General features: G+C 62.6%; 19 protein-coding genes. 6 read left to right on the forward strand and 13 right to left on the reverse strand.

Translation table 11 applies throughout. From position 1 onward, the window contains the following. Nucleotides 1-870, reverse strand: an 870-nt coding sequence (locus VHD36_17905) for a DUF1549 domain-containing protein (protein ID HVU89205.1), incomplete at its 3' end; no start/stop codon positions are given. A gap of 228 nt (nt 871-1,098) precedes the next feature. Between VHD36_17905 and VHD36_17910 the strand changes: the two genes are divergently transcribed. The 6 genes from VHD36_17910 to VHD36_17935 all read left to right on the forward strand — a co-directional run bounded on the left by VHD36_17910 (nt 1,099) and on the right by VHD36_17935 (nt 9,606). Further along, nucleotides 1,099-1,980, forward strand: a complete 882-nt coding sequence (locus tag VHD36_17910) for an SDR family oxidoreductase (GenBank protein HVU89206.1) — start codon at nt 1,099-1,101, stop codon at nt 1,978-1,980. Between the two features lie 167 nt (nt 1,981-2,147). Beyond that, nucleotides 2,148-3,248, forward strand: a complete 1,101-nt coding sequence (locus VHD36_17915; protein ID HVU89207.1) for a VWA domain-containing protein — start codon at nt 2,148-2,150, stop codon at nt 3,246-3,248. Between the two features lie 4 nt (nt 3,249-3,252). Next, on the forward strand, nt 3,253-4,296 hold the full coding sequence (locus tag VHD36_17920; protein HVU89208.1) for a hypothetical protein: 1,044 nt from the start codon (nt 3,253-3,255) through the stop codon (nt 4,294-4,296). Continuing rightward, nucleotides 4,293-6,863, forward strand: coding sequence for a hypothetical protein (locus VHD36_17925; protein ID HVU89209.1), 2,571 nt, complete (start codon nt 4,293-4,295; stop codon nt 6,861-6,863). The genes VHD36_17920 and VHD36_17925 overlap by 4 nt, the downstream gene beginning before the upstream one ends. Before the next feature lie 195 nt (nt 6,864-7,058). After that, nucleotides 7,059-8,720: a fucose isomerase gene (locus VHD36_17930; GenBank protein HVU89210.1), complete on the forward strand. Its 1,662-nt coding sequence runs from the start codon at nt 7,059-7,061 to the stop codon at nt 8,718-8,720. A gap of 133 nt (nt 8,721-8,853) precedes the next feature. After that, complete coding sequence (locus tag VHD36_17935; GenBank protein ID HVU89211.1) at nt 8,854-9,606, forward strand: hypothetical protein; 753 nt, start codon at nt 8,854-8,856, stop codon at nt 9,604-9,606. Between the two features lie 118 nt (nt 9,607-9,724). Here VHD36_17935 and tadA read toward each other — a convergent pair whose 3' ends face one another. From tadA to VHD36_17995, 12 genes are all read right to left on the reverse strand, one after another. After that, nucleotides 9,725-10,183, reverse strand: a complete 459-nt coding sequence (gene tadA / locus VHD36_17940) for a tRNA adenosine(34) deaminase TadA (GenBank protein ID HVU89212.1) — start codon at nt 10,181-10,183, stop codon at nt 9,725-9,727. A 2-nt stretch (nt 10,184-10,185) separates the two neighbouring features. Then, nucleotides 10,186-12,294: a hypothetical protein gene (locus VHD36_17945; GenBank protein HVU89213.1), complete on the reverse strand. Its 2,109-nt coding sequence runs from the start codon at nt 12,292-12,294 to the stop codon at nt 10,186-10,188. 322 nt (nt 12,295-12,616) lie between these two features. Beyond that, on the reverse strand, nt 12,617-12,922 hold the full coding sequence (locus VHD36_17950; protein ID HVU89214.1) for a hypothetical protein: 306 nt from the start codon (nt 12,920-12,922) through the stop codon (nt 12,617-12,619). Nucleotides 12,923-13,112: 190 nt separating this feature from the next. Further along, nucleotides 13,113-13,874 (reverse strand): NYN domain-containing protein, encoded by a 762-nt coding sequence (locus VHD36_17955; protein ID HVU89215.1) that lies wholly within the window; start codon nt 13,872-13,874, stop codon nt 13,113-13,115. 162 nt (nt 13,875-14,036) lie between these two features. Continuing rightward, a complete protein-coding gene (gene ligD / locus VHD36_17960) occupies nt 14,037-15,077 on the reverse strand; it encodes a non-homologous end-joining DNA ligase (GenBank protein ID HVU89216.1) in 1,041 nt (346 codons plus the stop codon). A gap of 147 nt (nt 15,078-15,224) precedes the next feature. Then, nucleotides 15,225-15,791, reverse strand: coding sequence for a tetratricopeptide repeat protein (locus VHD36_17965; protein HVU89217.1), 567 nt, complete (start codon nt 15,789-15,791; stop codon nt 15,225-15,227). 42 nt (nt 15,792-15,833) lie between these two features. Beyond that, the gene (locus tag VHD36_17970) at nt 15,834-16,700 is read right to left on the reverse strand and encodes a Ku protein (GenBank protein ID HVU89218.1); all 867 of its coding nucleotides are present in this window, start codon (nt 16,698-16,700) and stop codon (nt 15,834-15,836) included. A 237-nt stretch (nt 16,701-16,937) separates the two neighbouring features. After that, nucleotides 16,938-17,774 carry an RNA polymerase sigma factor RpoD/SigA gene (locus tag VHD36_17975; protein ID HVU89219.1) on the reverse strand — a complete coding sequence of 279 codons (837 nt, stop codon included), beginning with the start codon at nt 17,772-17,774 and terminating at the stop codon, nt 16,938-16,940. Nucleotides 17,775-18,188: 414 nt separating this feature from the next. Continuing rightward, nucleotides 18,189-19,973, reverse strand: a complete 1,785-nt coding sequence (locus VHD36_17980) for a 30S ribosomal protein S1 (protein HVU89220.1) — start codon at nt 19,971-19,973, stop codon at nt 18,189-18,191. A 338-nt stretch (nt 19,974-20,311) separates the two neighbouring features. Beyond that, nucleotides 20,312-21,337 (reverse strand): macro domain-containing protein, encoded by a 1,026-nt coding sequence (locus VHD36_17985; protein HVU89221.1) that lies wholly within the window; start codon nt 21,335-21,337, stop codon nt 20,312-20,314. Beyond that, complete coding sequence (locus VHD36_17990; GenBank protein ID HVU89222.1) at nt 21,337-22,002, reverse strand: DUF4433 domain-containing protein; 666 nt, start codon at nt 22,000-22,002, stop codon at nt 21,337-21,339. Before VHD36_17990 ends, VHD36_17985 begins: the two co-directional genes overlap by 1 nt. A 116-nt stretch (nt 22,003-22,118) precedes the next feature. Further along, nucleotides 22,119-24,491, reverse strand: a complete 2,373-nt coding sequence (locus VHD36_17995; protein HVU89223.1) for an MMPL family transporter — start codon at nt 24,489-24,491, stop codon at nt 22,119-22,121. Between the last annotated feature and the right edge of the window lie 442 nt (nt 24,492-24,933).

Here is a 24,933-nt window from a genome sequence, read left to right on the forward strand (position 1 = left end):
ATCATCAGGATAGAGGACATCGCCCGCCAATTGCTCGAGAACGAAGCGCGAGTAAGGCTTGTCGGCGTTCAATGAATCGATCACGTAGTCGCGGTACGGCCAGGCATTCGGCCGGGGCTTGTCCTTGTCGTAGCCGTGCGACTCGCCGTAATGAACGACGTCGAGCCAGTAGCGTCCCCACCGCTCGCCGTAGCGAGGAGACGCGAGCAGGCGGTCGACTAATTGCTCGTAGGCGTCGGGCCGCGCGTCGGCAATAAAAGCATCGATCTCCTCGGGCGACGGCGGCAAACCGTGCAGGTCGAAGGTCAAACGGCGGATCAGCGTGCGGCGATCGGCCTCGGCAGCATGCCGCAGGCCCAGTTCGTTCTGCTTTTGCAAGATAAAGGCGTCGATCGGCGTGCGGACCCAGTCGGAGCTGACCTCTGGCACGGCCGGACGCACAAGCGGCGCCAGCGACCACCACGGGCCCGACTTGCTGCGGTCTTCGAGCGTGACGTTCGCGGGCCACGTCGCGCCGGCTGTCACCCACTGGCGAATCGCAGCCACATCGGCCGCCGAAAGCCGTGGCTGGCCTTTGGGCATCTCGGGCTCGTCGCCGCTTACGTACGTAACGAGCAAGCTTTCGTCTGGCTTACCCGGCACAATGGCCGGACCACTTTCGCCGCCGCTCAACGACGCTTGGGCAGTAACCAGCGAGAGACCGCCCTTGGGTTCGTCGCCGCTGTGACAAGAGAGGCATCGACGCTCGAAGATCGGCGCGACCGTGTCTCGAAACAGCTTCTCGCCCTGAGATGTCGTAGCAGCCGGCTCGGCGCGCGCAACTGCAGCCAGGCAGAATACGACTGCAAGAGATATTGCATTAAAACGCATGACGAGGAATCCGCGCCAGCCAGAAATCTGCAAGCAACGCCTGGGGGACACCGCTTGCCAGGATAACACGCGGCGTCCGGCGAGACCAAACTTGTGGCTGCACAGACTGATTGTGAACCGGCATACGACGCGATATGATCGCGGCGCCACGTCTTGTTCGGTCCGGCCGCGTGTTCATGCGGCCGATCAATGCCCCTTCTTTCGATCCATTGCTCGCGAGGTTATCGCATGGCTGCCAAACGTACCGACGGCATGCTCAAGCCCGGCTCTTTCGACGGCAAAACCATCGTCATCACCGGCGGTGGGACCGGACTTGGTAAATCGGTCGGACAATACCTGCTGTCGCTCGGCGCGAACCTGGTCATCTGCGGCCGCCGGAAAGAGGTCATCGAGCAGACAGCCGCCGAGCTGGCCAAGGAGTCGGGACGGGACGTGCTGGGCGCAGCCTGCGATGTGCGCGTGCCCGAGCAGGTCGATGCCTTGGTCGCGGCGGCGTACGGGCGCTTTGGCGCGGTGGACGGTCTGATCAACAACGCAGCCGGCAATTTTATCTGCCCCACCGAGCGACTGTCGTACAACGCCGTGAACACGGTCGTCGATATCGTGCTCAAGGGGAGCTACAACTGCACGCTGGCGTTCGGCAAGCGTTGGATCGCCGAGAAGCATCCGGCCACGGTACTGTCGATCAGCACGACCTATGCCTGGACCGGGTCGGGCTACGTCGTACCCTCGGCGATGGGAAAAGCGGGCGTGTTGATCATGACGCGCTCGCTGGCGGCCGAATGGGGTAAATACGGCATCCGTCTGAACGCGATCGCGCCCGGTCCTTTTCCAACCGAAGGGGCCTGGTCGCGGTTGATGCCGCCGGGCATGGACGGCATGTTCGCTTCGGAGAACCGCATCCCACTGGGCAGGCTCGGCGAGCATCAGGAACTGGCCAATCTAGCCGCCTACCTGCTGAGCGAGTACAGCGCGTACATCACCGGCACTTGCGTCACGATCGACGGGGGCGAATGGCTGCGCGGGGCGGGCGAGTTCAACGCCCTGGAAGCGGTCACAAGCGAACAATGGGACGCGTTACAGGCGGCGATGAAGCCGAAGAAGAAGTAATGGCCATTTTGTTTTCCCCTCCGTGTTTCCCGTGATTCCGCGGTGCAAACACCGCTTTCTGCCCGGCCGCACTCGCGTTGACCCATCCGGCAAAACGACCTAGAATCGAGTGAGCCTTTCATTCGCAATTCATTGACTCGTTTGGGTTTAGCGTTACGGAGCGCGGCATGGCCGCTAGCCCCACTGTGGCCCCTCGGCTCGATCCCCGCCGCGCGCCCTGGATGCGCTTCAGCATCCCGTCCTGGCTCGTGTCGCTGGTGTTCCACGCCACGCTCCTGGTTGTCTTGATGTTAACCGTCACGACCACGCCGCGGGGCGTGCCTGGCGGGCTGGGGCGGGGCGAAGCCTTTTCGATGTTCGACGGTACGGGCGCCGGTCGCGGTGACGGCTCGGGGGGCGAATACTTCGACGACGAGCCGTCCGGCGGTGGCGACACCGCGACGCTGCACATGGCGCCGGCCGAAGAGGCGCTGGCTGCCGCGCGAGGCGCCGGCGGCAAGGGCTCTGCGGGCGAACTGTTTGATGATCGCCCACCGGTCGATGCTTTGGCTGCACTACCGAAAGCCGCTGCCAGCGGCGGCGCAGGCGGCTTTGGCTCCTTGGGTGATGGCACTGGCCTGGCAACGAGCGCCGGCGGTTTCACGACCGGCTCGGGCACAGGGTCAGGCGCCGGTGGGCGCGGACGCGGCGGCGGACCGCTCGGTGGCCGTGCGCGGACGAGCCTCTACGGCATCGAGGCCGATGGATACAAGTTCATCTACGTCTTCGATCGCTCGGGCAGCATGGGCGGGTCAGGCAGGAACACGCCGCTCAGCTCGGCCAAGGCCAATTTGCTCGCCAGCCTGGAGAGTCTTGGCGATACGCACCAGTTTCAGATCATCTTCTATAACGAAAAACCGACGATGTTCGCGCTGGCCGGGCATCCGGACAAGCTGGTGTTCGGCAACTCGGCCAACAAGGCGACGGCGGCGCAGTTCGTGCGCGGCATCGTCGCCGACGGCGGCACGCGGCATGAAGAGGCGCTTTGGATGGCGCTCAAGCTGCAGCCGGACGTGATCTTTTTCCTGACCGACGCCGATCAGCCCGAGCTTTCGCCCGCGCAGTTGGAAAAGATCCACCGGGCCAATAACGGCCGTTGCTCGATCAACACGATCGAGTTCGGTCTGGGGCCACCGATTCACAAGGATAATTTTCTCGCCCGCCTGGCGCGAGAGAATAACGGCAAGTACACGTATGTCGACGTCTCGAAGGGCGCGCTCAATCCGTAAGGCCATGGCGGCCGGCCTTTCTGCGCGGCTCTTTTCGCTTGCGCTTGTGCTGACAGGATTCGTCGGTGCGGCGGCGTGCGCCGAGGACGCGGTATATCTCTCCGCCCCCAACAGCCCGCAGGCGCGAGCCAAGGTCACTGGGCGCGTGCTCGATTACAACGGCCGCGAGCTGCTGCTGGACACGGGGGGTAATCAGAAGCGTTATGCCGCCGACCAGGTGGTGGCGGTCGACAGCGAGTGGACCCCCACGCAACTGGCGGCGGACGAGCTATTTGCACGGCGTGAATACGCCGAGGCTGTGGTGAAGTACGAAGAGGCCGTGCGCAGCGAGCCGCGCCGCTGGGTGCAGCGCAAGCTGGTGGCGCAGATGATCTGGTGCCTGCGCAACCTGGAACAGTATCGCCGCGCGAGCGAATTGTTCCTGGCGCTTGCGCGCGACGATCCGGCGATGCTCTACTTTTCGTGCATTCCGTTGCGCTGGCTGCCGGCGCAGACGCCGCCTGACCTGGAAAAGCGGTGCCGCGAGTGGCTGGTCAGCGATTCGCCCCTGGCCGTGCTGCTGGGGGCGAGCCATCTGGTTTCGTCGGCCGAGCAAGCCGAGGTCGTGAAGCGCTTGGAGGTGCTCGCGAAAGCCAAAGATGCACGGATCGCGGCGCTGGCTCGGGCGCTCACGTGGAATGCGACATTCGCCACGGCGAGCAGCAAGCAATTGACCCAGTGGGCTGACGATCTGGAGACCTTTCCCGACTCGGTACGCGCCGGCCCGTGTTTTGCGTTGGGGCGAGCGCAGGCGCAACAGAAGCAGTCGGCCGATGCCGCACTAAACTTGCTGCGCGTGCCCATTCTGTATCCCGAGGACCGGCCGCTGGCGGCCGCGGCGCTCTTTGCCGCCGGGCGAGCGCTGGAGGATAACGAACAAGCGGACGACGCCCTGCGCCTTTATCGTGAGCTGGTGGCCGAGTACCCAAAGTCGCGCCCGGCCGCCGAAGCCCAGCAACGGCTGGAAGAGGTCGACAAGAATTCCACTCCGCGTGCGGGAGCGCAATGACCGCACGAATCGGAAAAACACGCGATGTCGTTTGCCGTTGGTGGTTTCTCCGCCGGTCGCGGTCGTGCGAGTCGGGCTGTGCGTCGCGAGGCCTCTGCATCGCGGTCGCGCTGTTTCTCGCAATTCATTGCGCACTCGCGCGGGCGGATTCGTCCGACGAACGCTTTCTCGACGGACTGCGGCAACGACAGTTGTTTTCGCTGGCTGAAAAGTTCTGTCGCGACCGCCTGGCGCGCGATGAGCTGCCGGAAGACCGGCGGGCGCTGTTCGCGATCGAGCTCTCGCGCACGCTGGTCGAAGAAGCGTTGCAATCGCCGCCGGAAAAGCGCGATGAACTCTGGAAGCAAAGCCTGGCGACCGTCGACGATTTTGCCAGGCGTTATCCGCAAAGTCCGCGGCTGGTGCAGATTCGGGTGCAGCGGGCTCTGGTGCAGTTGGCGTGGGGAGAATTGCTGGCGCAGGAGTTGGACACCGGCGGGGCGCGCGATGCGCGCCTGACGGCCGCGCGCGATCATTTGCGACAGGCGATCGAAGAGTTGGAGAAAGGGATCGAGAAGATCGCTGAACTGCAGCGTCGTCTGCAGCCCAGCCGCAAACCGGCGCCCGGCGAGCTTTCGACGAGTGAGTTGCGGTCGCTCGAGCGCAACTCTCAATATCAATTGGCCCGCGCGCTGCGCAGGCAGGGGGAAAGCTACCCGCTTGAGAGTGCCGACCGCGCCAATTCGCTCACTCAGGCCGGCGAACTGTTGCGCGTGCTGGCGCAGGGGGACGTCGAGGATCCGCTGACGTGGCCCAGCCGGCTTGACGCCACGACGTGCTATCGGCTGCTCGGCCATCTCGAGGCGGCGACACGGCGGCTCGACCAGTTGGACGAGGAATCGCCGCCGCCGCGCGCCCAATTGCGTGCCCGCGCCGAACGGATGCGGGTGGCGCTGGCCGAGAAGCACGTGAGCGAGGCCTTGGCGCTCGTCGAGAAAGGGCGCGTGGTCGAGGACTTCATCTCGGCCGACCTGGATCTTGCGACGCTCGAGGTTTACCTGGCCGCCTGGCGGGCGGCGGTCGATGCAGGCGAAAAATCGCAGGCCAGCGCATGGCAGGAGAAGGCCGCCGCCGTGGTGCGCGACATCGAGCGCGACCACGGGCCGTACTGGCGGCGCCGCGGTGAGAGTTTGTTTGCCGAGCAGATTGCCGCCAACCCGGGCACAACCGACGTTGGCGTGCTGGCAAAAGCGGCCGAAGGCTTTTATCGGGCCGGCCAACCGGACGAGGCGCTGGCCGCGTTCGATCGCGCCGTGCGCGAAGCGCATACCGCAGGGCAGGACGCCAAAGCGTTCGAGCTGGGCTATGCGGCGGCCGCCATCGAGCAGGAGCGCAAGAATTACGCGGCCGCGGCCGAGCGGTTTCGCCAGGCTGCGCTGGCCGCGCCTGATGATCCTCAAGCGGCCGCCTCGCACCTGATGGCGATCTACGACCTGGGTCTGTTGGCGCGCAGCGGCGCGGCCGAGCCGCTGGCCCATTACACCAAACTGCTCGAAGAGCACCTCGAGACCTGGCCGAAGGCCGAGACAGTGGATCGCGCCCACCTGTGGCTGGCCCGCGTTCGCGAGCGCGATCGCCAGTGGCAGCAGGCCGCCGAGCAGTATGCCGCGGTCCGCCCCGCCATGGACGAAAGCCCGGAGGCCGCCGCGGGTTTGGCACGCGCGTATCGCGAATTGCTGGCGGAATTGCGCGCCGCGGGAAAGCCGACCGCGGCTGCCGCAAGCGCGGCACTGGCCGCTTTGCAGACGGCCAGCGGTTTGAAGCAGACCGCTCCCGATGCATGGAACGCGGAGCAGTTGGCGGCCCTACTGGCGATCGCCGGCATCTGGCTCGAATACACCGAGGACGGCGCGGCCAAGGCCGAGCGCGCTCTGGAAGTCGCGTTGTCGCAATCCCAAGCCGCGAGCGACGAGTGGAAGGCCTCGGCACATGCACTGCTCGCGTATTCGCTGGCCGCGCAGGGGCGCGTCGAAGATGCGGAGCGACAGCTAGACGAGGTCGCCGGGGCCGGCCCGGCCGCGCTCGAGACGTTGGTTGCGGGGCTCGATCGATTGGGCGCCACGGCGCAACCTGGACTGAAGCGCAACCTGGCGGCGCTCGAGCTGCGCGCGCTTGCGAGGATCAAGGCCGGTTCGGCCGAGATTAACGACGAGCAGCGTGCGGCGCTCACCCTGGCGCGCACGCGGGCGCTGGTGGCGGCGGGGCGCGGTGATGAGGCCGCCGCCGAGCTGCGACAACTGGCCGCCCAGCATCCGCGCGACGGCCACATCCAGGAAGCGCTCGCCACGGCTCTTTGGGAAGCGAAGGATCCCGGCGCCCTGGCCGCATGGCAAAACATCGAGGTCAAGTCGCGCTCGGGCGGTGAGCGCTGGATGCGCGCGAAGCTGCACGAAGCATTGATCTACGATCAGCGCGGCCAGCGCGAGCGCGCCGCGCAGACCATCAACGTCGTCAAGACGCTCTACCCGGAGATGGGAGGCGCCGAAATGAAGCAGCGATTTCTGGACGTACTTAAGCGCAACGAGTAGCCGCGGCCCCCCACGCGGCGTTGGTGTCCGGTCGTGAAAATCGACCAGAATCGCCGACTCAGCGGCGGTGCGAGCCGCTTTCTTTGCCTAGGGCGCACAACTAAGATAGGCCCAGCGGATTTACCCCGGGCGGACGATTCTCGATCCGCGGGGAACGCTTGTGAACGACACCCGTGATTTCCTACAGGCGACACGATGGACTACGCGCTTCCGGAAGTGGCTAAGCCCACCCGCGTCAAGAAGAAACAGGTGCTGATGGTGGCCAGCGGTGATTTGCGGCCGGCCGCCAACCGCAACTGTTGGGCATCGCAGCAAGAGATGGAAGAGAAGCTACGGCACGCCGTCGCCGACGCCGGATATGAACTCCTGCGCGCCCATCCCTTTCGGCCGGAAGAAGGACACGGCTTCATCAGCTCGCAGAAGGAAGGGATGGCGGTCTTTGCCGGGATCGACCCGAAGGCCCCGCTCATCGTGGCCGAGGCGGTCTGGCAATACTCGCACCACGTGCTGCACGGCCTGGTCGCGCACCGCGGGCCGATTTTGACCGTCGCCAACTGGTCGGGCACGTGGCCGGGACTGGTCGGCATGCTCAACCTGAACGGCTCGCTCACCAAGGCCGGCGTGAAATACTCGACCCTGTGGAGCGAGGACTTCACCGATGCGTTCTTCACCGACGGATTGCGCCGCTGGTTGCACAAGGGAGAGCTGCGGCACCGGACGGATCACGTCGTCGACTGGCACGATGTCGAGCCGCCCAAAGCGGAACGCAAGCTCGGCAAAGCTCTGGCCGCGCAGCTGCTGCAAGAAAAAGCCATCATGGGTGTCTTCGACGAAGGATGCATGGGCATGTTCAACGCCATCATCCCCGACGATCTGCTGCACGCGACGGGCGTCTACAAAGAGCGTCTGAGCCAATCGGCGCTCTACTACGAAACGACGCAGGTGCGCGATGACGAGGCGGCGGCGGTGCGCCGCTGGATGGAGGAGCGCGGCATGAAGTTCGTCACCGGCACCAATGCCGAGGACGAGCTGACCGACGACCAGATTCACCAGCAGTGCAAAATGTATATCGCCGCGGTGCGCATCGCCGATGACTTCGGCTGCCACGCGATTGGCATCCAGTACCAGCAAGGTTTGAAGGATTTGCTGCCCGCCAGCGACCTGGTCGAAGGCACCCTGAACAACGCCGATCGTCCTCCGGTCACCAGCCGCGACGGCACCCGGGTGTTGTATGCTGGTGAGCCGCTGCCGCATTTCAACGAAGTGGACGAGTGCGCGGGGCTCGACGCCTTGATGACTTATCGGGTGCACCGCGTCCTGGGACAGCCGGTCGAGAACACGCTGCACGACATCCGCTGGGGCGATATCGATCGGTCGGGCACGGTTAACGACTACGTATGGGTGTTGTTGATCAGCGGCGCGGCTCCGCCCGCCCATTTCACGGGGGGCTGGGCAGGCGCCTCGAGCGAGCGGCAGCCGAAGATGTACTTCCGGCTAGGCGGCGGCACGCTCAAGGGCGTGTCGCGGCCGGGGGAAATCGTCTGGTCGCGCGTGTATGTGGCACGCGGGCGATTGAAAATGGACCTGGGGCGGGCACGAGTCGTCGAATTGCCCCACGAAGAAACGCAGCGGCGCTGGCAAGCGACCACGCCCCAATGGCCGATCATGCACGCCGTGACTTACGGCGTGTCGCGCGATCAAATGATGGCCCGCCACAAGAGCAACCATATCCACGTCGTTTACGCGAACAGTGCCGAGGAGGCGGACCGGGCCTTGTGGGCCAAGGCTTCGATGGCCGACGCGCTAGGGCTGGACGTGGCGCTGTGCGGCACGCGCGCCGGCGGTGACGCGTGGTGACGGCGCGGTCGGACTGCGGTAGCGGCAATTGTTCCACTTGCACTTTCGGTCAACACCTCACGTTGACAGCTCTCCGGCCGACGTCCAGAATCGCAAATAGTGACTTGCGGACCGCGATTGAGGATCTCTTTGCATGAACAAGTGGGTTGAAGCTTTGTCAGGCCGGCTAACTCTCGTCTTGTTGGGCTTGCTTGTCCTGTCCGGCTGCGGCACGAAGGCCTACGAAGAGCGGGTCGAAAAGGGATTGGGAGGTCTGCGCACGGCGCAGATGTTCATCGGGATATCGCCGAATTTTGCCGACATTCCCGGCACCAATATAAAACTGCGCCTCCCAAAGTTCGTCGACGGTTCCGCCCGGGCGTACAACGACCAATCGGCCGAGCCGAGCGGCCAGGGGCCCGTCAATCCCGGCCGGCTGAACCCGCCATATTTCAAGATTCCTGGCTTGCGAGTGTGCTACGAAATGTCCGGCCACGACTCGACGGCGAATCAGCCGGCGACATTTTACTGTTACCTGGCGGCCTTGCCCGCTGCCGACGCCGTTGTCGACGGCAAGCCCGTCGAGGAGTGGATCCAGGCGCAATTGGCGCCGACGTTTCCCGGGGCGCAGTGGGAGTCGGTTCAGTGCGCTACCCAATCTGGTCGTCAGGTCGAGTGGAAGATGATCACGGTCAAGGGAAGCCAGCCGTTCTTCAATGGCACGCTTCCCGACTCGAAGAACCTTCCCGGCGTTTTGCAGCTCTTCAGCAAGGAGATCGACGGCACGCAAGTGCTGATTGGTTGGCGCTATCCGGACAACATCAACCAGAGCGTCAGCGATGTCGCGCGGTTGACGGCCGGGAGTGCGGTCGGGGCTGCTCCGGCCGATCCGCCGGCGGCGAATTAGAGCCGTGCGTCCGGCGCTCTTGTTGGCGCTAGCTGATGCTCCGATCGGCTCTGTGTCTTTTGGCTCCCTGGCAGCGCAACTTTTGCGGTTGCCGAGTAAGCCGGTTCGCCGACAGGACTCATTTTTTTCCCAGCGCGCGCTGTCGCCGAAAGAATTCGCTCAGCAGGGCGCTGGCCTCTTCGGCCAGGACGCCGCGTTGCACCTGCACGCGATGGTTGAGCCGCGCGTCATTGAGAAGTTGGTAGAGTGTGTCGACGGCGCCCGCCTTGGGATCGGCCGCGCCGTAAATGACCCAGGGAAACCGGGCCTGCACGATGGCCCCGGCACACATGGGGCAAGGCTCGAGCGTGACGTACAACACACAATCTTGCAGCCGCCAACTGCCGCGCGCCGCGGCGGCTTGCGTGATGGCGATCATTTCTGCGTGAGCCGTGGGGTCTTGCAACTGTTCGCGCTGATTGTGCGCGGCGGCAATAACGCGTCCTTCGTGCACGATCACCGCACCGACCGGAACCTCGTCTTCTTCGGCAGCCAGTCGTGCCTGTGCCAGGGCCAGCCGCATGAACGGTTCGTGCATGGTCACTTGCCCGGATGACGGAATTGCTTGCCGTCCAGATCGATGACGCCGTCGTTGCCAAAGCGAATTTCCAAGCCGGCGGGCTGTCCACCCTGGCTGCGCAATTCGAATTGATGAAATCCCTTTTGCAGGGACACAGGAATGTAATGCCAGAAGGCTTCCTTTTGCTTGGCTCCGTATAACGATTGTCCGTCGACTTTCAGCGCGAGTGGACCGACGTGTTTTACCTCGAACTGATAGAGGCCGGTCGTGGGCGCCTCGAAAATGGCGGCCAGGATGAACGGTTCATCCTGCTTGATCTTGGTATCTTCCAGCCATTTGCCTTCATTCGTCAGAGGCACCGGAACCAATGGCCCGTTTTCGGCTTTGAACTGCAAGCCGGCGGCGAGCTTCGTACCTGCGCGCAATTTGCGTGGCGGCAACGGCGCGTCGGGGACCACGGTGAGCATGACCGGCTGCGAGATGACCACATCCTTGCCGGTTTCGCTGAAGAAAGCTCTGGCGCGTATCGCGATCGGACCCAGGCCGAGTTCCTCCGGCTTGACTTCGATCTCGCCGTGATCGCCTGTGACGACGCCCAGCGTACGCATCCCCTCGGAAAAAACGATCCTCACCGCGTCGGTTGCTTTGGCCGTAAGCTTGAAGGGCTCTTTCCACGTTGCCTTTCCGCTGACCGAGCAGAAGAACTCGATCTGGCGACGATGATTGTTGAACTTGACCGGCAGGATCACGCGTCCCTGCGATTCCACGGATGAGGGCTCGATGCCGACCACGCGCAGCTCGGCATCGCCGTCGGGAAATTGCGTCGTGTCAAACTCCAACGTGCCGGACGCGGCGCAGTGCGAGACTTGTACGCCGTTGGCATACAGCTCGAAGCGGTCGAGCGGCTTGCCATCGAGTTCACCCGACGGCCGCAGACTAACGGTCCCGTCCAAGGTCGCGCCCGCACTTACACCTTCGACGCTGACGGTGGGAGTGCGCGCCCAGGGGCTGCAGAGCGGATCGCCGAGGATGATCAGTTGGTAGGGGGAGGCGACGGCCTGATAGAACGCCTCGGCCAGCGAGTAGCCTCGCGCATAGTGTACTTGAACGAAGGGATCGGGAAACTTTTGCGGTATGGCGAAGGGCTCGACGACGGTACCGCTCGAGCCCGCGGCGCCAGCCCGCAGAAAATCGGTGAGCCGCTGCTGATTATCGTTGGCGCTGAAGATTCCGCCATAGCTTGTGAAGTTTTCGCACAGAGCCCCTGGCAGGATCGTGCTTTGCGAGCCCTTCCAGTCGAAGTTGCGGGTACCGGTCAGCAGGCCGGCCACGTCCTTTTTGCCCACGGGCAGCTTGCCATTCACCACCTCGGCGCGGACGCCGAGCTTCTTCAACTCGCTTAGCGCCGCCGGATAGGCCGGCTCGCGCGTGCCCGAGCGATGTACGTCGCCGGTTTTGCAAAAGTAAATCGTGCCGGGCGGTTTAGTGCCGTCGGCGGCGACACTGCGTTTCAGATACGAGATCGTCTCCTCGACGCTCATGCCGTAGTTGCTGGTGACCCCGAGCATCGTGCTCAGCACGTAGGAATGACCGCCTCCCTCGACGAGTTTGCCCGCCTCGTCGAAGCCATACCAGCCGCGAAAAGCCTGCGAAGGGTTGTCGGAGCTGTCCTTATCGGCGCGGCGCATGTAGTGATTGCTGTCGAGTGCCACGAAACGAAAATCGCCGGGCACCACCTGCGTCGCAAAGTAAGTCAGCGAGGTGATCGATCCGACCGGCGTAAACTGTGGCGGGGCCTGCTGCCCGCGCAGCATCGCTTTGAAATCGATCGACCAGGGAAAGTCACTGGAGTAGACGATGTAGTCGATTTGCGGCGAGATGCCGCGCTGGTTGATAGCGCTCAAGACGGGTAGCAGAAGCTTTTGGCGAAACAGCTCGACGTCGACTTTATCGGTCGAATAGGGCCAATCCACATAAAGTACATTGATCGGCGGCAACTGACGTAGCGCGGCAAAGTGGTGCGCGATGGTGAGAGAAGCCCAACTCCGCGCATTGGCGACGACAAAGACATTTTCCGGACCGCCTCCCGCGCACGCTGTTCGCGGCGCAAACAGGGGCAAGACCAACATGCCGCAGGCGAAGGCGACCGACCGAAACCCGGCGCATGGTTTCAAGAGCAGCTTCCTGAATGCTTGACGACAATCGCGCCTCGGCCGAAGCGTGCACGCAGCACCAATCTACGGAAGCCAAAGGCCGCGAATCGAGATCGCCCCATGGGCGCGTCCTCGCGCTAGTCTATCATCCGCGCCACGTCTGAGCGACGGGGCCGCTGGAATACGCGGGCGGCTACCGGGTAGCTGACGAATGTCGACGAAGGTTGCATTCGGCGCAAGAAAAAAGGCGCCGCGCGCTCTTGCGAGCGGCGCGGCGCCCTCGGAATCGCAGTTGACCTTACCAACCGTAGTAGCCGTAGAAACCGTAGGGTCGCGGGCCAAAGTACGAATAGCCAGGATACCCGTAGTAGTACCCGGCAGGATAGCCAAAACCGAATCCGACCGCGGGCCCCGGATAGAAGGCGCGGTAGGGGGCATAACCGTACGCGTACGGCCGGTAATAGGGACGCGGAGCATAGTAGGCTCGGTAGTACGGCCTGGGACCGTAGTACCCGTAAGGGCCATAGGGACGTGCCGAAGCCGTCGCGCTTGTGCACGTCCAAAGGCCCAGCGCGAGAAGCAAAACGGCGGCAAATCGTTTCATCACTCTCTCCTTATTTCGAGCGACCCGAACCCCGCGATCGATTGGCCGAAAACCTTCAATATTTTTGCTTATCGCAGGCGGAAAACAAGTCGCCAATCCTTGCCTTGCCGTCAGCTATTCGCGCGTCGCAAGCAGGCGGCTTTCCGACGTAAGGGGGACGCCAGCGTATGCTACCGCCGCCAAGGGTGCGCTAGCTTTTCCGCTGCCGCACCTTGTAATTCCCGCGACTTTCGTCGTACTCCAGATCGATCAGCCCCTTGGCTTTGATGTCCTCCAACAGGTCCGAAAAGCTGCCGTAGCCGTAGTAGCTTTCGCTGAAACCGGGATAGACGCGGCGAATGGTCTGCTTCAAGAGCGATCCCCACAGCGGGTCGTAATCCTGCTCGACCGATTGTAAGACGGCCAGCACGCGATCCGTGGCCTCCTGCTTCTTGTCTTCCTCATTGGTCTTGCCCTTGCGCGGGGGAGCCTTGGCGCGGCGGGCGACGCGGATCAGATCATCGTAATAGATGAACTCGTCGCAATTGCCAATCAGCAGATCGGACGTCGAACTTTTCACGCCGCAGCCGATGACGCGCTTGTTGTTTTCCTTGAGCTTCGACACGAGCGGCGAAAAATCGCTGTCGCCCGACAGCAGCGCGAAAATATCGATGTGGTCCTTCGAGTAGCAAAGGTCCAGGGCGTCGACCACCATGCGGATGTCGGCGCTGTTCTTGCCCGTCATGCGGCGCTGCGGAATGTCGATCAGCTCGACCCCCTGGGCGTGAAACTCCTGCAGCGCGTCTTTGTAGTGACTCCAGTCACAATAGGCGCGCTTGTAGACGATGCGCCCTTTTTCCAGCAGACGTTTTAAAACCAATTGAATCTGGAAATTGCCGACCCCCATGTCGCGGACGCCGATGGCCAGGTTTTCGAAATCCACGAAGACGGCGATCAATGGTTCGACGGACATGCGTACCCGGGGGCTGGCGAGGGATGTGGAGGAACTTCGCGCGGCCGCACCGCGGCGGCAGCGATCATGTCAAGGATTGTCCCCATGCGACGTGGAAAGTACAACCTCAAGCGCTCGGCGGCGCGGCGGCCGATGCCGTTTCCCGCGCCGCGGCGCCGACGATCACTCCCCTTTGCCGCGCGGGCGCGCTCTTCCAGGCTGTTTGCTTGTCCGCGCGGAGCCGCCACCCCGACACGGCGCTTCTTCGGCCAGACCGCCGGGCACCGGCGCGTCGCGCACCACGGCCGAGGCGGGCAGATCCTCGCGCAGCCCTTGAAACGACGGATGCCGCAGCACGTGATCCCGCGTCCAGTTGGTGAACTCCACCTGGCACACGAGCTTGGGCTTGACCCAATGCACGCCCCGGCCTGCCTCGCGCGGCGTCAGATTGGCGAACGCAGGCCGATCGGTTTCCAGGCGATCAAGCTGCCGTCGGAGCTTCAATAGTGTCTCGATCGAGAAGCCGGTCCCTACGCGCCCGGCGTAAAGCAGGTGCCCGGGGCGATCGTAGTAGCCGATCAACAGGGCGCCAAATCCCTGTCGGGAGGATTGCGGATCGGTGAATCCGCCGATGACGAACTCTTCGTGCTGCAGACACTTCGATTTGAGCCAGTCGAGGCCGCGGCCCGCCGCGTAGGGGCGGTCGCGCCGTTTGGAGAGAGCTCCTTCCAGGCCATGGCGGCAGCACTCGCGCAGAAATTCCGGGCCATTTCCCTCGATGTGATCGCAGTAGCGAATGCGGCCGGTCTTTTTTTGTTTTCCGAGCAAAGCGGCCAGCATCTGCTTGCGATCGGCAAGTGTGACGCCGCGCAGATCGTAACCATCGAGATAGAGCAAGTCGAAGACGTAGTAGATCATGCGCTCATAGGCGTTGGTTGAGAGCGCTTCTTGCAGAGCTTGAAAGCTGCTGGTTCCATCCGGCTGAAGAACCACTGCTTCGCCATCGAGAATGGCCGATTCGACCGGCAACCCGCCGGCGGCCTGGGCGATCGTTGGGAACTTGGCGGTCCAATCCAATTGCCGCCGTGTGAAGAGTCGCGCCTTGCCCTGCGCGACATGGCAAATCAGCCGGTAGCCGTCGAACTTGATCTCGTGAATCCAGGGGCCTTCGTCCGGCGGTGCAGCCACCAGCGTGGCCAGCTCGACGTCGATCGCGGCGGGCATCTTGCTACGGCGCGCACCGCTTAAACCCGCAGGCGTGGTGGCCTTTGAAGTCCGGCGCGATGCGGCGCCGGTCGTGCGCCGCTGCGAGGGCCTGATTTCGCCGGCGGACGCAGCGCGGGATGGACGGCGTTTCGTGGGCATCACCGTCTAGCTTAATCGCGAGCGGGCGTAGTCGCTCCACTCGCCCTGGACCTCGAGACGCAAATAGTCCTGCCAATAGCGCTGGGCGGTGCCGGAGTGACCGCGTTCGTCGAGGCAATCGGCCAGGTTGTACAGCGGGTCGGCGAACCAGGGGGCAAGTGCGATCGCTCGCTGGAAGGCACGCGTCGCTTCGTCGCATTGCTTCAGCTCGCACAACACCACGCCCAGATTGTTCCAAGTATCGGGTGAGTCTTCGTCGTGCTCGAGCGCCTGACGGTAGAATCGCACGGCCTCGACCTTGCGCCGCGAACGATACAGCACGTTGGCCAGGTTGAAGCAGCACGTGGCTGACGAGCCCGACTCTTCGAGCGCTCGCCGGTAACAGCGCATCGCTTCGTGAAAGCGCCCGGCCTCTTCGTGTGCGCACCCTTGCTCGAACCAATTCGTAGGCTCGGCGCGGGTTGTAAGCCCCACCACGGCGCCGCGACGCGACGCGGCAGAATGGCCCGGCGCGCTGAGGAAGTTCGGCGATCGACGGCGCTGGCTGTTTTCGGATCGATCCGTCTGCTTCATGGCCATCCTTGCGGTGTCTTCGCGAAGTGCGTTTTGGTGTGTTCAGGAAGTCTTGCGTTTCTTGCCGGCCGACGACCCGTGGCTGGCCGCGAGCTTCTTGGCCGGCTTGGCCGCGCGGGCCGGAGCCGCACGCTTGTTGGCCTTCTCCAGGCTGGCCTTCAGGGCGTCCATCAGGTTAACGACCGCCGGCTCTTCCTCGCCAGGGGGCGTCACGATCTCGCGCCCTTCGACCTTGGCGTCGATCAGCATCCGCAGCTTGTGGACATACTCGTCCTGGTAATCGCCCAGGTCGACCTTCTTGGGGGTCGACGCCTTGATCAACGTCTCGGCCAGCTTCAATTCCGTGGCCGACACTTTGGCTTGGCCGATCGGGAAGTCCCCGGTGCTGCGCACCGCCTGGGCGTAGTTCAATTGGGCAAGCGTGAGTAGCCCGTCGAGCGGTCGTACGAGCACCAGGTGCTCGCGGCCGAACATCACGGCCTGGCCAATGCCCCATTTGTTCTGCTTGACCATCGCCTGCTGTAGCACGGCGTATGGCTTCACGCCTCCCTCGCCGTCGGGCGTCAGGTAATAGCTGCGCCCGGAGAAGTACACCGGGTCGATTGACTCGGGTGCGATGAACGAATCGAGCGTGATCGCCTTCTCGGCTGGCGTGCGGAGCGTGTCGAGCTCGCTGGGCTGGATGACGACGTACTCGTCCTTGCTGACCTCGTAGCCCGACACGATTTCGCTGGTTGGGATCTCGCCGTGTTGAGGGCAGACCTTGACGTAGCGAATGCGGCTGTGATCCTTGTCGTGCAACTGGTGCAGTTGAATCTTGCCTTCGTCGCTTTGCACTGCGTTGAAAGCCTGCACCGGCACCGAGACCAGGCTGAGCCGCAGAAAGCCCTTCCAGCTATAGCGCGCCATGAGTGGGGCCGCCGAATGAATGAGGAAGCACGATGTGTGGGCTCCCTCCGCGAAAAGTTGGCTCCCTCCAGGCCAGCTAGCATTGATAGCACGCAGCGTGCCGAAGGTCAAAACAAACGCGGAAGCGCGGAGTGAAGAGTGCTGATTCCTGGGGGAAACCGCGCGCGGCGGCCACGCAGCCGTCGAACGCTCAGCACTCATCGCTCCGCGCTTTTCGCGATGCGCTCTTGCGCTTCGTTAGCCGACTGACAGCCCGGCGGCCAGCTTGCCCAGGGCCTCGGTTTCGATCTGCCGCACCCGCTCGCGCGTCAGGCCGAGGGTCTCGCCGATTTCCTTCAGCGTGCGCGGCTCGTTATCGTCCAGGCCGAACCGCAGGCGCAGCACCGTAGCCTCGCGCTGGTCCATTGTTTCCAACTGGGCCATCACGTGGGTCAGGTTGTCGCCTTCGACCATTTCGTCTTCGGGATTACGGCTGCGCTCGTCCATCACCATCTCCGAAAGCGACCAGCCCGCGTCGGATTGATCGGTCTGGGGCGTCGAGCTGTAGATGCGGATGGCTTTCTTGATGATGGGCAGCTTCTTCCGCGGCAGACCCAGCACGCGGCCGATTTCTTCGGGCGTGGGCGTGCGGCCGAGTTCTTCGGATAGGCGGATCGTGGCCCGCCGCCATTTCGACAACAGCTCGACCATGTAGGCCGGAATGCGGATCGTCTTGGCCGTGTTGATCAGGGCCCGCTTGATCGATTGCTTGATCCAGTAGCTGGCGTAGGTGCTGAAGCGGGTGCCCATCGCGGGGTCGAAGCCCTCGACGGCCCGCAGCAAGCCCAGGTTCCCTTCCTCGATCAGGTCCTGCAGGCCCAATCCCTTGCCGGTGTAGCCGCGGGCGATGTTCACGACCAGTCGCAGGTTGGCGCGCACCATGCGATCGCGAGCGGCGGTGTCGCCGTCGCCAATCGCCACGGCCAACTCGCGCTCTTCGGCGGCCGAGAGGAGCGAGGTCTCGTTGATTTCACGCAGATACGTCTCCAAAGGAGACTGTACGGCGGCTGCGGATCGTCGGCGGGTCTTCGGCATGGATGTCGCCATATGGCACTGCGTAAAGGAAGCGAGGTATCGGAACACACAAGAGATCGACGATGCCCGTAGGAATTCTCCAGCGTTGCCGTCCGCGGACAAGGTGGACCGGATGTGCACGCGCTAGGGTGCGTAGCGGTGAAAGCGAACCGGCCGGTAATAGGTCGAATCGGGTGCCAGACGATTCACTGCGGGACGCCTGCCGGATCAGGTTGCGCAGCGGAAGAGGGTGGCGCACGACGCACCGCGTGGCGCCGATCTCGAAGGGGCGCCGAGGCGCGCAAAAAAGGGAACGCTCCTGATTTGCGGCCTGTCGACCGCACTGCCAGGAGCGTTCCCAAGTTCTGTGTCGATTCTGCCGGCTGCGCGGGGGCGAGTTTGCCGGCCGCGCGGCCCGGAATCGGCTGCGAAAGACTACTCGGTCGTACGCGGTTTGATCAGCGGGCCGGAGTCGCCGCCAATGCCCCCCTTGAGCTCGGTCGTGGAGGTCGAAGGCGTCGGTGCCGCCGCAGCTTCGCTCTCCTCGGCAGCCTGATGTTCTTCCTCGCTCCACTCGACCCGCTTGCGCGACAGTCCGATTTTGCGCTCTTCGGTGTCGACGCGCAGAATCTTGACTTCGATGGGTTCGCCGACTTTGACGATGTCCTCGGGATTCTCGACCTTATGGTCGGCCAATTCCGAGATGTGCAGCAACCCCTCCAGCCCATTCTCCAGACCGACGAAGACGCCGAAGTTGGTGAGCTTCGTGACCGTGCCGGTGACGATCTGCCCCGGCTGGTACTTGTTGGGGATGTCCGTGGCCCAGGGATCCTCGCTCATCTGCTTGAGCCCCAGGGCGATGCGGCGGCGTTGCTGATCGACCGAGAGCACTTTGCACTCGATCTTCTGGCCCTTCTCGACCGCCTCGCTGGGATGGCTGATCTTGCGCGTCCACGACATGTCGCTGACGTGCAAGAGTCCGTCGATCCCTTCCTCGATCTCGATGAAGGCGCCGTAATTGGTCAGGTTGCGTACCGTGCCGGTGACGAGCGAGCCCGGCGGATAACGCTCGGCCACCTTGTCCCAGGGGTTGGCCTGGGTCTGCTTCATGCCGAGCGAGATTTCCTGCTTCTCGCGATTGATGCCCAAGACGACAACCTCGATCTCGTCGTCGATATGCACCAATTCGTTGGGATGGCTGATGCGCTTGGTCCATGACATCTCGCTGATGTGGACCAGGCCTTCGATCCCTTCTTCCAGCTTCACGAAGGCACCGTAGCTCATCACGTTGACCACGGTTCCCTTCACGCGGCTGCCGACCGGGTACTTTTCTTCGACCTTTTCCCACGGGCTGGCCGACTTTTGCTTCAGGCCCAAGCCGATCTTTTCCCGTTCGCGGTCGATGTGCAGGATCTGCACTTCGATTTCCTGGTCGATCGAGACCATTTCGGAGGGGTGGCCGATACGGCCCCAGCTCATGTCGGTGATGTGCAACAGGCCGTCGATGCCACCCAGGTCGACGAACGCGCCGAACTCGGCGATGTTCTTGACCGTTCCCTTGCGGATCTGGCCGACTTCGAGCTCGGCCAAGAGCTTCGACTTCTTCTCGGCCCGCTCGGTTTCGATCAACGCCCGGCGGCTGACCACGATATTGCGGCGTGCCTCGTCGATCTTCAGCACCACGCACTGAATGGTGCGATCGATGTAATCGCCGATGTCCGGCGGGCGGCGGATGTCGACCTGGCTGGCCGGGAGGAAGACGTTGACGCCGATGTCGACGAGCAAACCACCCTTGATCTTGCGGGTGACCTTGCCGGTGACGATATCGCCTTCGTGGACGGTCTCCATGACCTTCAACCACGCTTCGATCTTTTCGGCCTTGCGCTTCGACAGCAGGATCATGCCGCCGTCGGCGCGGGCCATATTGCCGTCTTCAATCTCTTCGATCAGCACCTTGACCGTCTGGCCGGGCTCGGGTGGGGCTTCGTCCTCTTCCCACTCCGAGAGCGGGATGGTCCCTTCGCTCTTGTAGCCGACGTCCAGGAGCACCAGGTCTCCTTCGACGCGGATCACGCGGCCGTGGACGATTTGATTCAGAGTGATGTCACTACCGCCGCTGGCCAGGTCATCGGCCGAGGTCCCCTCCATCGCGGCGGCGAGTTCCTGCTCCCACTCTTCCTCGTTGAGGTCGAGGCTGCGAATCAGATTGCGATTAACCATGAAAGAAGTGTCACTATCTCCGGCCTGACAGGCATTGAGAATTCACCGGACGCCGATTGTGCGGGGGTCGCTAGCAAAGGGACCCGTAAGCGTCTCTTACGCACCCGTTTGTGCGTGACGGTGGCCTGTTCGCCGGCGTTAAATGCGCCCTCAAGCCGCGATCACCACGCCGGTGATCGACATTCCCCGGTTTGAAGACAGACCGGCAAGTATATCACTACCGGTCAAGGGGAACAATTGGTATGCGGGGGCGGTTCGGGGGCGTGGTTGTGGGCAAGGCTGAAGTTTTTGGCCCGATAAAAACCGCGTTTCCGAGCTTTGGACGCTCGACCGACCTGCTAAGAAGCCTCACCCATTATTCGTCGCCACGCGATTTGAATATGCTCGGCGCGAAATACTCGTTGCTTACGGGCGTTCCAAGAATGGACCTTCGTAACCGCGAGTTGAGGGTCTGTTGCCAGCGGCAGTTCTTTCTTCGCGACCCAATGAACCGTTGCCAGAAGCTCCAATCCGTGGGGCGTTTCAAACCCCTCAATAAGTCTGCCAACATCTTCCAACCTCTGGCGCGCCTCGGCGTCGTTTGCAATAAACGCGTCGGCCTCTTCGCTAGCCTCGGGAAGGAGCTCTATCTGAGAGCTGTTGGACCTGTCGCCGTAGCCACGTATCAGATGCCCTTCCATGTTCTGAAGGACGAAGTTTAAGTTCTCCGCGTAGGGCCCGAACTTATCCTTCACAAATGCGAGTTTGAGCGGTTCTCCAGACTCTTGCAAAAAGTACGCCAGCTTCTGGATTTCGAGACGAGAAACCCGATACCCGGGACCACCATATCGCTGAATCAGCTTTACAAAAAGTGCTCGCGCGCGAGTGATTCTCCTTTTTTTGTCAGCCACTGGCATCGACGATGGAACCGGTGCAGACGCAGGGCCAAACACTAGTACATGCACGGACGAATGAACAAACGCATTTTTTATCAATGGTAGGACATCCGACCAGTTTAGTCCTCCATTGCCGCATCCCAAGGGTGGAATAGCGACTGATTTGATCTGACGACATTCAATCTCATGCGTAAGTGCGGCGAGGCCGGAATTGATGAACTCGATTCTCGACTTCCCCTTCCAATGCTTCTTGGTGGGAAAATTGATGACGAATCTCGGATTCACCACTCGACCTGTTGGCACGACAAGCATTTTTCCAGGTTGCAATTCTTTGCGACGACAAGCTCGCTCATAGGCGCGGGTGTTCTCTGGAAATGCTTGCTTGAATTGCAGCGCAATGCCTTTCCCCATTACGCCAACGCAGTTTACAGTGTTGACAAGCGCTTCTGCGTCTGCTTCCAAAAGATTGCCGGATACGAATTCGATCATCAGTAGTACCATTCCGGTTTGACAAGCACCTTAACATCCGTGCATGAGGGCATCGCAGCCCGGACTAACGCGACCTGCGATTGATTCCTGACGCCGATCGCCGCTAGAAGATCCAGCGGCATCCTTTCATGGACAAGAAACTCGGCCTGCCGTCTCCGGCGACGATCACCGTCTTCGTTTGTATCCCGCCAATACCGAGCCCGCATTATGTCCCAATCGACCTGATCGAGACTATTCAGGTCATCGAAAAACCGCGTAACCTCCATAATCCCGTGCCCATCGGTAAACACATAGTCTAGGCCGGAATTCTTTATGCTCTCCGCACTTGTGACCAAGTATATCACGTCCCTTTGCCCATTGGGGCAGCCCGGCACATTGCCCCTATTGATCGTATAGAGCATTGGCGATCGCGGGGCAAAATAGAACGGAACATAATCATGCAGGCATCCTTTGGGGCCAATAGGCACCTCTATACCTGCCCGTTGCCCCTGAATCCTTTCGTACGCAATGCTTTTAAACTCAATTCCCTCGGCGCGTAACGTTTCCATGCACACCATCTCCCCGCGTTCGTCGATCCGCGCGAGATTTGCCAGGTCGGTGATGTGGTAGATCCATGTCGTCTTGGGCGGTTTTCCGGCCTTGCCCTTATCCGCCGCTCCAGGCATGGGCATACCTTAGAGAGGCCAAAGCGCTCAGGCAAGAAGTTGCCGGACGATCTCTCACCCAGCGCGCGAATTCGCTGCTCCGGAAAAAGGTTGCCTCACGAGGCGCCCATCTAGGCTTACCGCGCCCCAGCTCCGGTGACCACCTGATCCAGGGGCGCTTCCTCGGCCGCCGGCGGGACCTCGTCGCGCGGGGTGATCAGCTTCAACAAAAGTGGCAGGATCACCAGGTTGCCGGCCATGCCGCCGATCATCGACAGGCTTACCAGCACGCCGAAATAGATGGTCGGGATGAACTGGCTCAGGCACAGGGCCGTGAACCCGACGATCAGGGCCAGCGTGGAAAACACCACCGCCCGGCCGACGCTGTTGTGAACCGATCGCATGGCCTGGTCGATCGATTGCCCCTCGGCGCGGAACATGCGAAAGGCCGTGATGTAATGGGCCGAGGAATCGACGGCCAGCCCCATCGACACGGCCGCGATCATCGCTCCGCCCATGTTGATTTTCAGCCCTAGCCAGCCCAACAGGCCGGTGACGACCATAATCGGCAAGGCGTTGGGCACGAGCGTGATCAGGGCCGTCGGGACGCTGCGGAAGGCGATCAGCATCATCAGAAAAATGCCGCTGGTCGAGAGAATGAACGTCAGCCATTGATCGCCGAGCATGCTCTCGATCAACCGCGTCAACAGGACATAGAAGCCGGTAACCTGGGCTTCGGGGAATTCTTCGCGGCTGATCGCACCGACCTGCTGAATCAACCGTTCCTTCTCGGCCGAGCCCTGACGCTCCTGCGAGCGCAGCATGATCCGCACGAATTCGCGATCGTCGTCCTGCGGGTCGCGTCCATGCAAGAGGGCGACGATCGGCATCATCTTTTTCAGCGGGGCGAGCGTCGCGCCGAGCTGCGCCGAATCAATCTTCCGACCCGGGGTAAAGGCATCGAGCGCGTCGACCACGCTCATGACCTTGGTCAGGGCCGGGCGCTGTGCGTCCCCCTGCTCGTCTTGCACAAAGCATTCGGTGCGCAGCCGTTCTTCCAGGTGCCGGATGTGCGGCACGAAGTTGGGATCGTTCTCCGCCGGCACCGGCACGATCAAATCCCATACGCCGGCTCCGCCGAGCTTTGTTTCCACGAAATTGTAGGCGTGTACGATCGGGCTCGAACGACGGAAATTCTTCGTAAAATCGCTCTCCACCTCAAGCCAGAATGTGCCCAATAGCGGCGGGCCGGCGATCGCCACCGCGATCGCGGCCAACAGCTTCGGGCGGCGCTCGATCAATGACGAAATCCAGTGCAGGCTGAGATCGAGATGTCCCTCGCCCCACGCCCGCTTCGGGTCGGCGTCAATCCGTCCGGCCAGCGACAGCCCCGGCACCAGCATCATGATCACGAGCAAGGTGAACACGGCGGCGATCGACATCATCAGGCCGAAATCGTGGACCGGGCCGACGCGCGACACCATCAGCGAACCGAAGCCGGCCGTATCGGTGATGCAGGCCCAAAAGATCGGACCCGCTAATGACCCGCCGGCCACGATCATGGCTTCGCGCGGGAGAAAGCCGTCGTCGCGCAGCTCGCGAAAGCCAATCACGATGTGTACGACCGTGGCAATGGCGATCACGGCGACCACGGCCCACAACATCGAACTGACCATGCTCATGCGAAAGCCGCCTCCGACCAGTAGTCCTTCGGTGAGCATCAGCGTCGAAAAGACCACCGCCATCGGCACGATCACCCAGCGGAGGCTGCGGAAACAGAAGACGATCGTCAGCGACAACAGAACGGTCGAGGCGATGCCCAGCCGCTCGCCGTCTTCGTCGAGGTAGCGAAAACCGTCCACGATCATCACCGGTTCGCCGGTCAACACGCCGCCTGGCGCGATTTCATCGATCGCTTCGCGCATACGGTCGACGGTTTCCCAGCGCTCGACCGATGACTGGCTCTCGGGCTTGAACACGCACACCACGGCCGCGGTGCGCCGATCGGCGCTGACGGTGTATCCTTCGGACAATTTGAGAAAAGCCTCGCGCTGCGAGGCGATGGGCCACATCAACAGTTGCTGGCCGAGTGGACTGCGCGTCAGGCTCAGGACGCTGGCAATCCCCTCGACGTGCTCGAGCGCCGCCGAGAGTTTTTCCAGCCGTTCCAGGCCGCCAAGGGTCAGCAAGTCGGCGTCGTCGTAGGCCGCCAGGGCCACCTCGTTGCCGCCGAAGGTACGCTGCAACTTGTGATAAGGAGCCAGGATCGGATCATCCGGCGCGAACATATTCTCGACCGAACGATCGTACGCCAGACGCTGCGCGGGAAAGTACGCCACCAGCGTGAGAAGCAGCCCCAACGCCAGTAGCCGCCAGCGCCGCTCGACCAACCAGTGTGCCAGGCGTCCGCCGAACGTCGCCGACAAATGCGGCGGGACCGGCGCGCCATCGACCACGATCTCGGGCTGGTGGTCCGGCGAGGTTGGCTCGGTGGTGTCAGAATCGTGCATATCCATTCGTTACGTCAGCGGGCGATGGTGTTGTGCTCAATCATGGCCGGTGCAGGGCCGTTGCTGCAAGCCGGGATGAGCTAGTCGGCAGCGGGCAGCAGGCAGTCGGCAGTGAAAAGAACTAGGCAATCGTCGGTAGCCAGTATTCAGAAAAAAAGGCGCCTCGGCATGTCAACACGTAGCCGCCGGGCTTGCCCGGCGGGCCTCACTGCCCTCTGTCGTCTGCCTGCTCCTGCTCACTGCCCGCTGCTGACCAAGATACAATCGTCGTATGTCTCGCCCCGATCCCACGGCCGATGCTGCACGAATCGATCGCTGGTTGTTGATCGCACTGGTGCTGTTCGCGGTGCTGGTCCGTGCGCCGGTCGCGTCGCGTAACACGCGTGCCCTGCGCGCCGACGTCGATAACTACCGCGAGTTCGCAATTAACCTGCGCGAGCAT

The sequence above is a fragment of the Pirellulales bacterium genome (genome assembly GCA_035546535.1).
Lineage (GTDB): Bacteria > Planctomycetota > Planctomycetia > Pirellulales > JACPPG01 > JACPPG01.

Excerpts from the sequence above, each read along its gene's own strand:
- VHD36_17985 (HVU89221.1), bottom strand. The coding sequence starts at position 21,337 with ATGATCGAATTCGTATCCGGCAATCTTTTGGAAGCAGACGCAGAAGCG.
- ligD (HVU89216.1), bottom strand. The coding sequence starts at position 15,077 with ATGCCCGCCGCGATCGACGTCGAGCTGGCCACGCTGGTGGCTGCACCG.
- tadA (HVU89212.1), bottom strand. The coding sequence starts at position 10,183 with ATGCACGAACCGTTCATGCGGCTGGCCCTGGCACAGGCACGACTGGCT.
- VHD36_17910 (HVU89206.1), top strand. The coding sequence starts at position 1,099 with ATGGCTGCCAAACGTACCGACGGCATGCTCAAGCCCGGCTCTTTCGAC.
- VHD36_17955 (HVU89215.1), bottom strand. The coding sequence starts at position 13,874 with ATGTCCGTCGAACCATTGATCGCCGTCTTCGTGGATTTCGAAAACCTG.
- VHD36_17950 (HVU89214.1), bottom strand. The coding sequence starts at position 12,922 with ATGAAACGATTTGCCGCCGTTTTGCTTCTCGCGCTGGGCCTTTGGACG.
- VHD36_17935 (HVU89211.1), top strand. The coding sequence starts at position 8,854 with ATGAACAAGTGGGTTGAAGCTTTGTCAGGCCGGCTAACTCTCGTCTTG.
- VHD36_17930 (HVU89210.1), top strand. The coding sequence starts at position 7,059 with ATGGACTACGCGCTTCCGGAAGTGGCTAAGCCCACCCGCGTCAAGAAG.
- VHD36_17965 (HVU89217.1), bottom strand. The coding sequence starts at position 15,791 with ATGAAGCAGACGGATCGATCCGAAAACAGCCAGCGCCGTCGATCGCCG.
- VHD36_17970 (HVU89218.1), bottom strand. The coding sequence starts at position 16,700 with ATGGCGCGCTATAGCTGGAAGGGCTTTCTGCGGCTCAGCCTGGTCTCG.
- VHD36_17990 (HVU89222.1), bottom strand. The coding sequence starts at position 22,002 with ATGCCTGGAGCGGCGGATAAGGGCAAGGCCGGAAAACCGCCCAAGACG.
- VHD36_17945 (HVU89213.1), bottom strand. The coding sequence starts at position 12,294 with ATGTTGGTCTTGCCCCTGTTTGCGCCGCGAACAGCGTGCGCGGGAGGC.
- VHD36_17980 (HVU89220.1), bottom strand. The coding sequence starts at position 19,973 with ATGGTTAATCGCAATCTGATTCGCAGCCTCGACCTCAACGAGGAAGAG.
- VHD36_17920 (HVU89208.1), top strand. The coding sequence starts at position 3,253 with ATGGCGGCCGGCCTTTCTGCGCGGCTCTTTTCGCTTGCGCTTGTGCTG.
- VHD36_17975 (HVU89219.1), bottom strand. The coding sequence starts at position 17,774 with ATGCCGAAGACCCGCCGACGATCCGCAGCCGCCGTACAGTCTCCTTTG.
- VHD36_17925 (HVU89209.1), top strand. The coding sequence starts at position 4,293 with ATGACCGCACGAATCGGAAAAACACGCGATGTCGTTTGCCGTTGGTGG.
- VHD36_17995 (HVU89223.1), bottom strand. The coding sequence starts at position 24,491 with ATGCACGATTCTGACACCACCGAGCCAACCTCGCCGGACCACCAGCCC.
- VHD36_17915 (HVU89207.1), top strand. The coding sequence starts at position 2,148 with ATGGCCGCTAGCCCCACTGTGGCCCCTCGGCTCGATCCCCGCCGCGCG.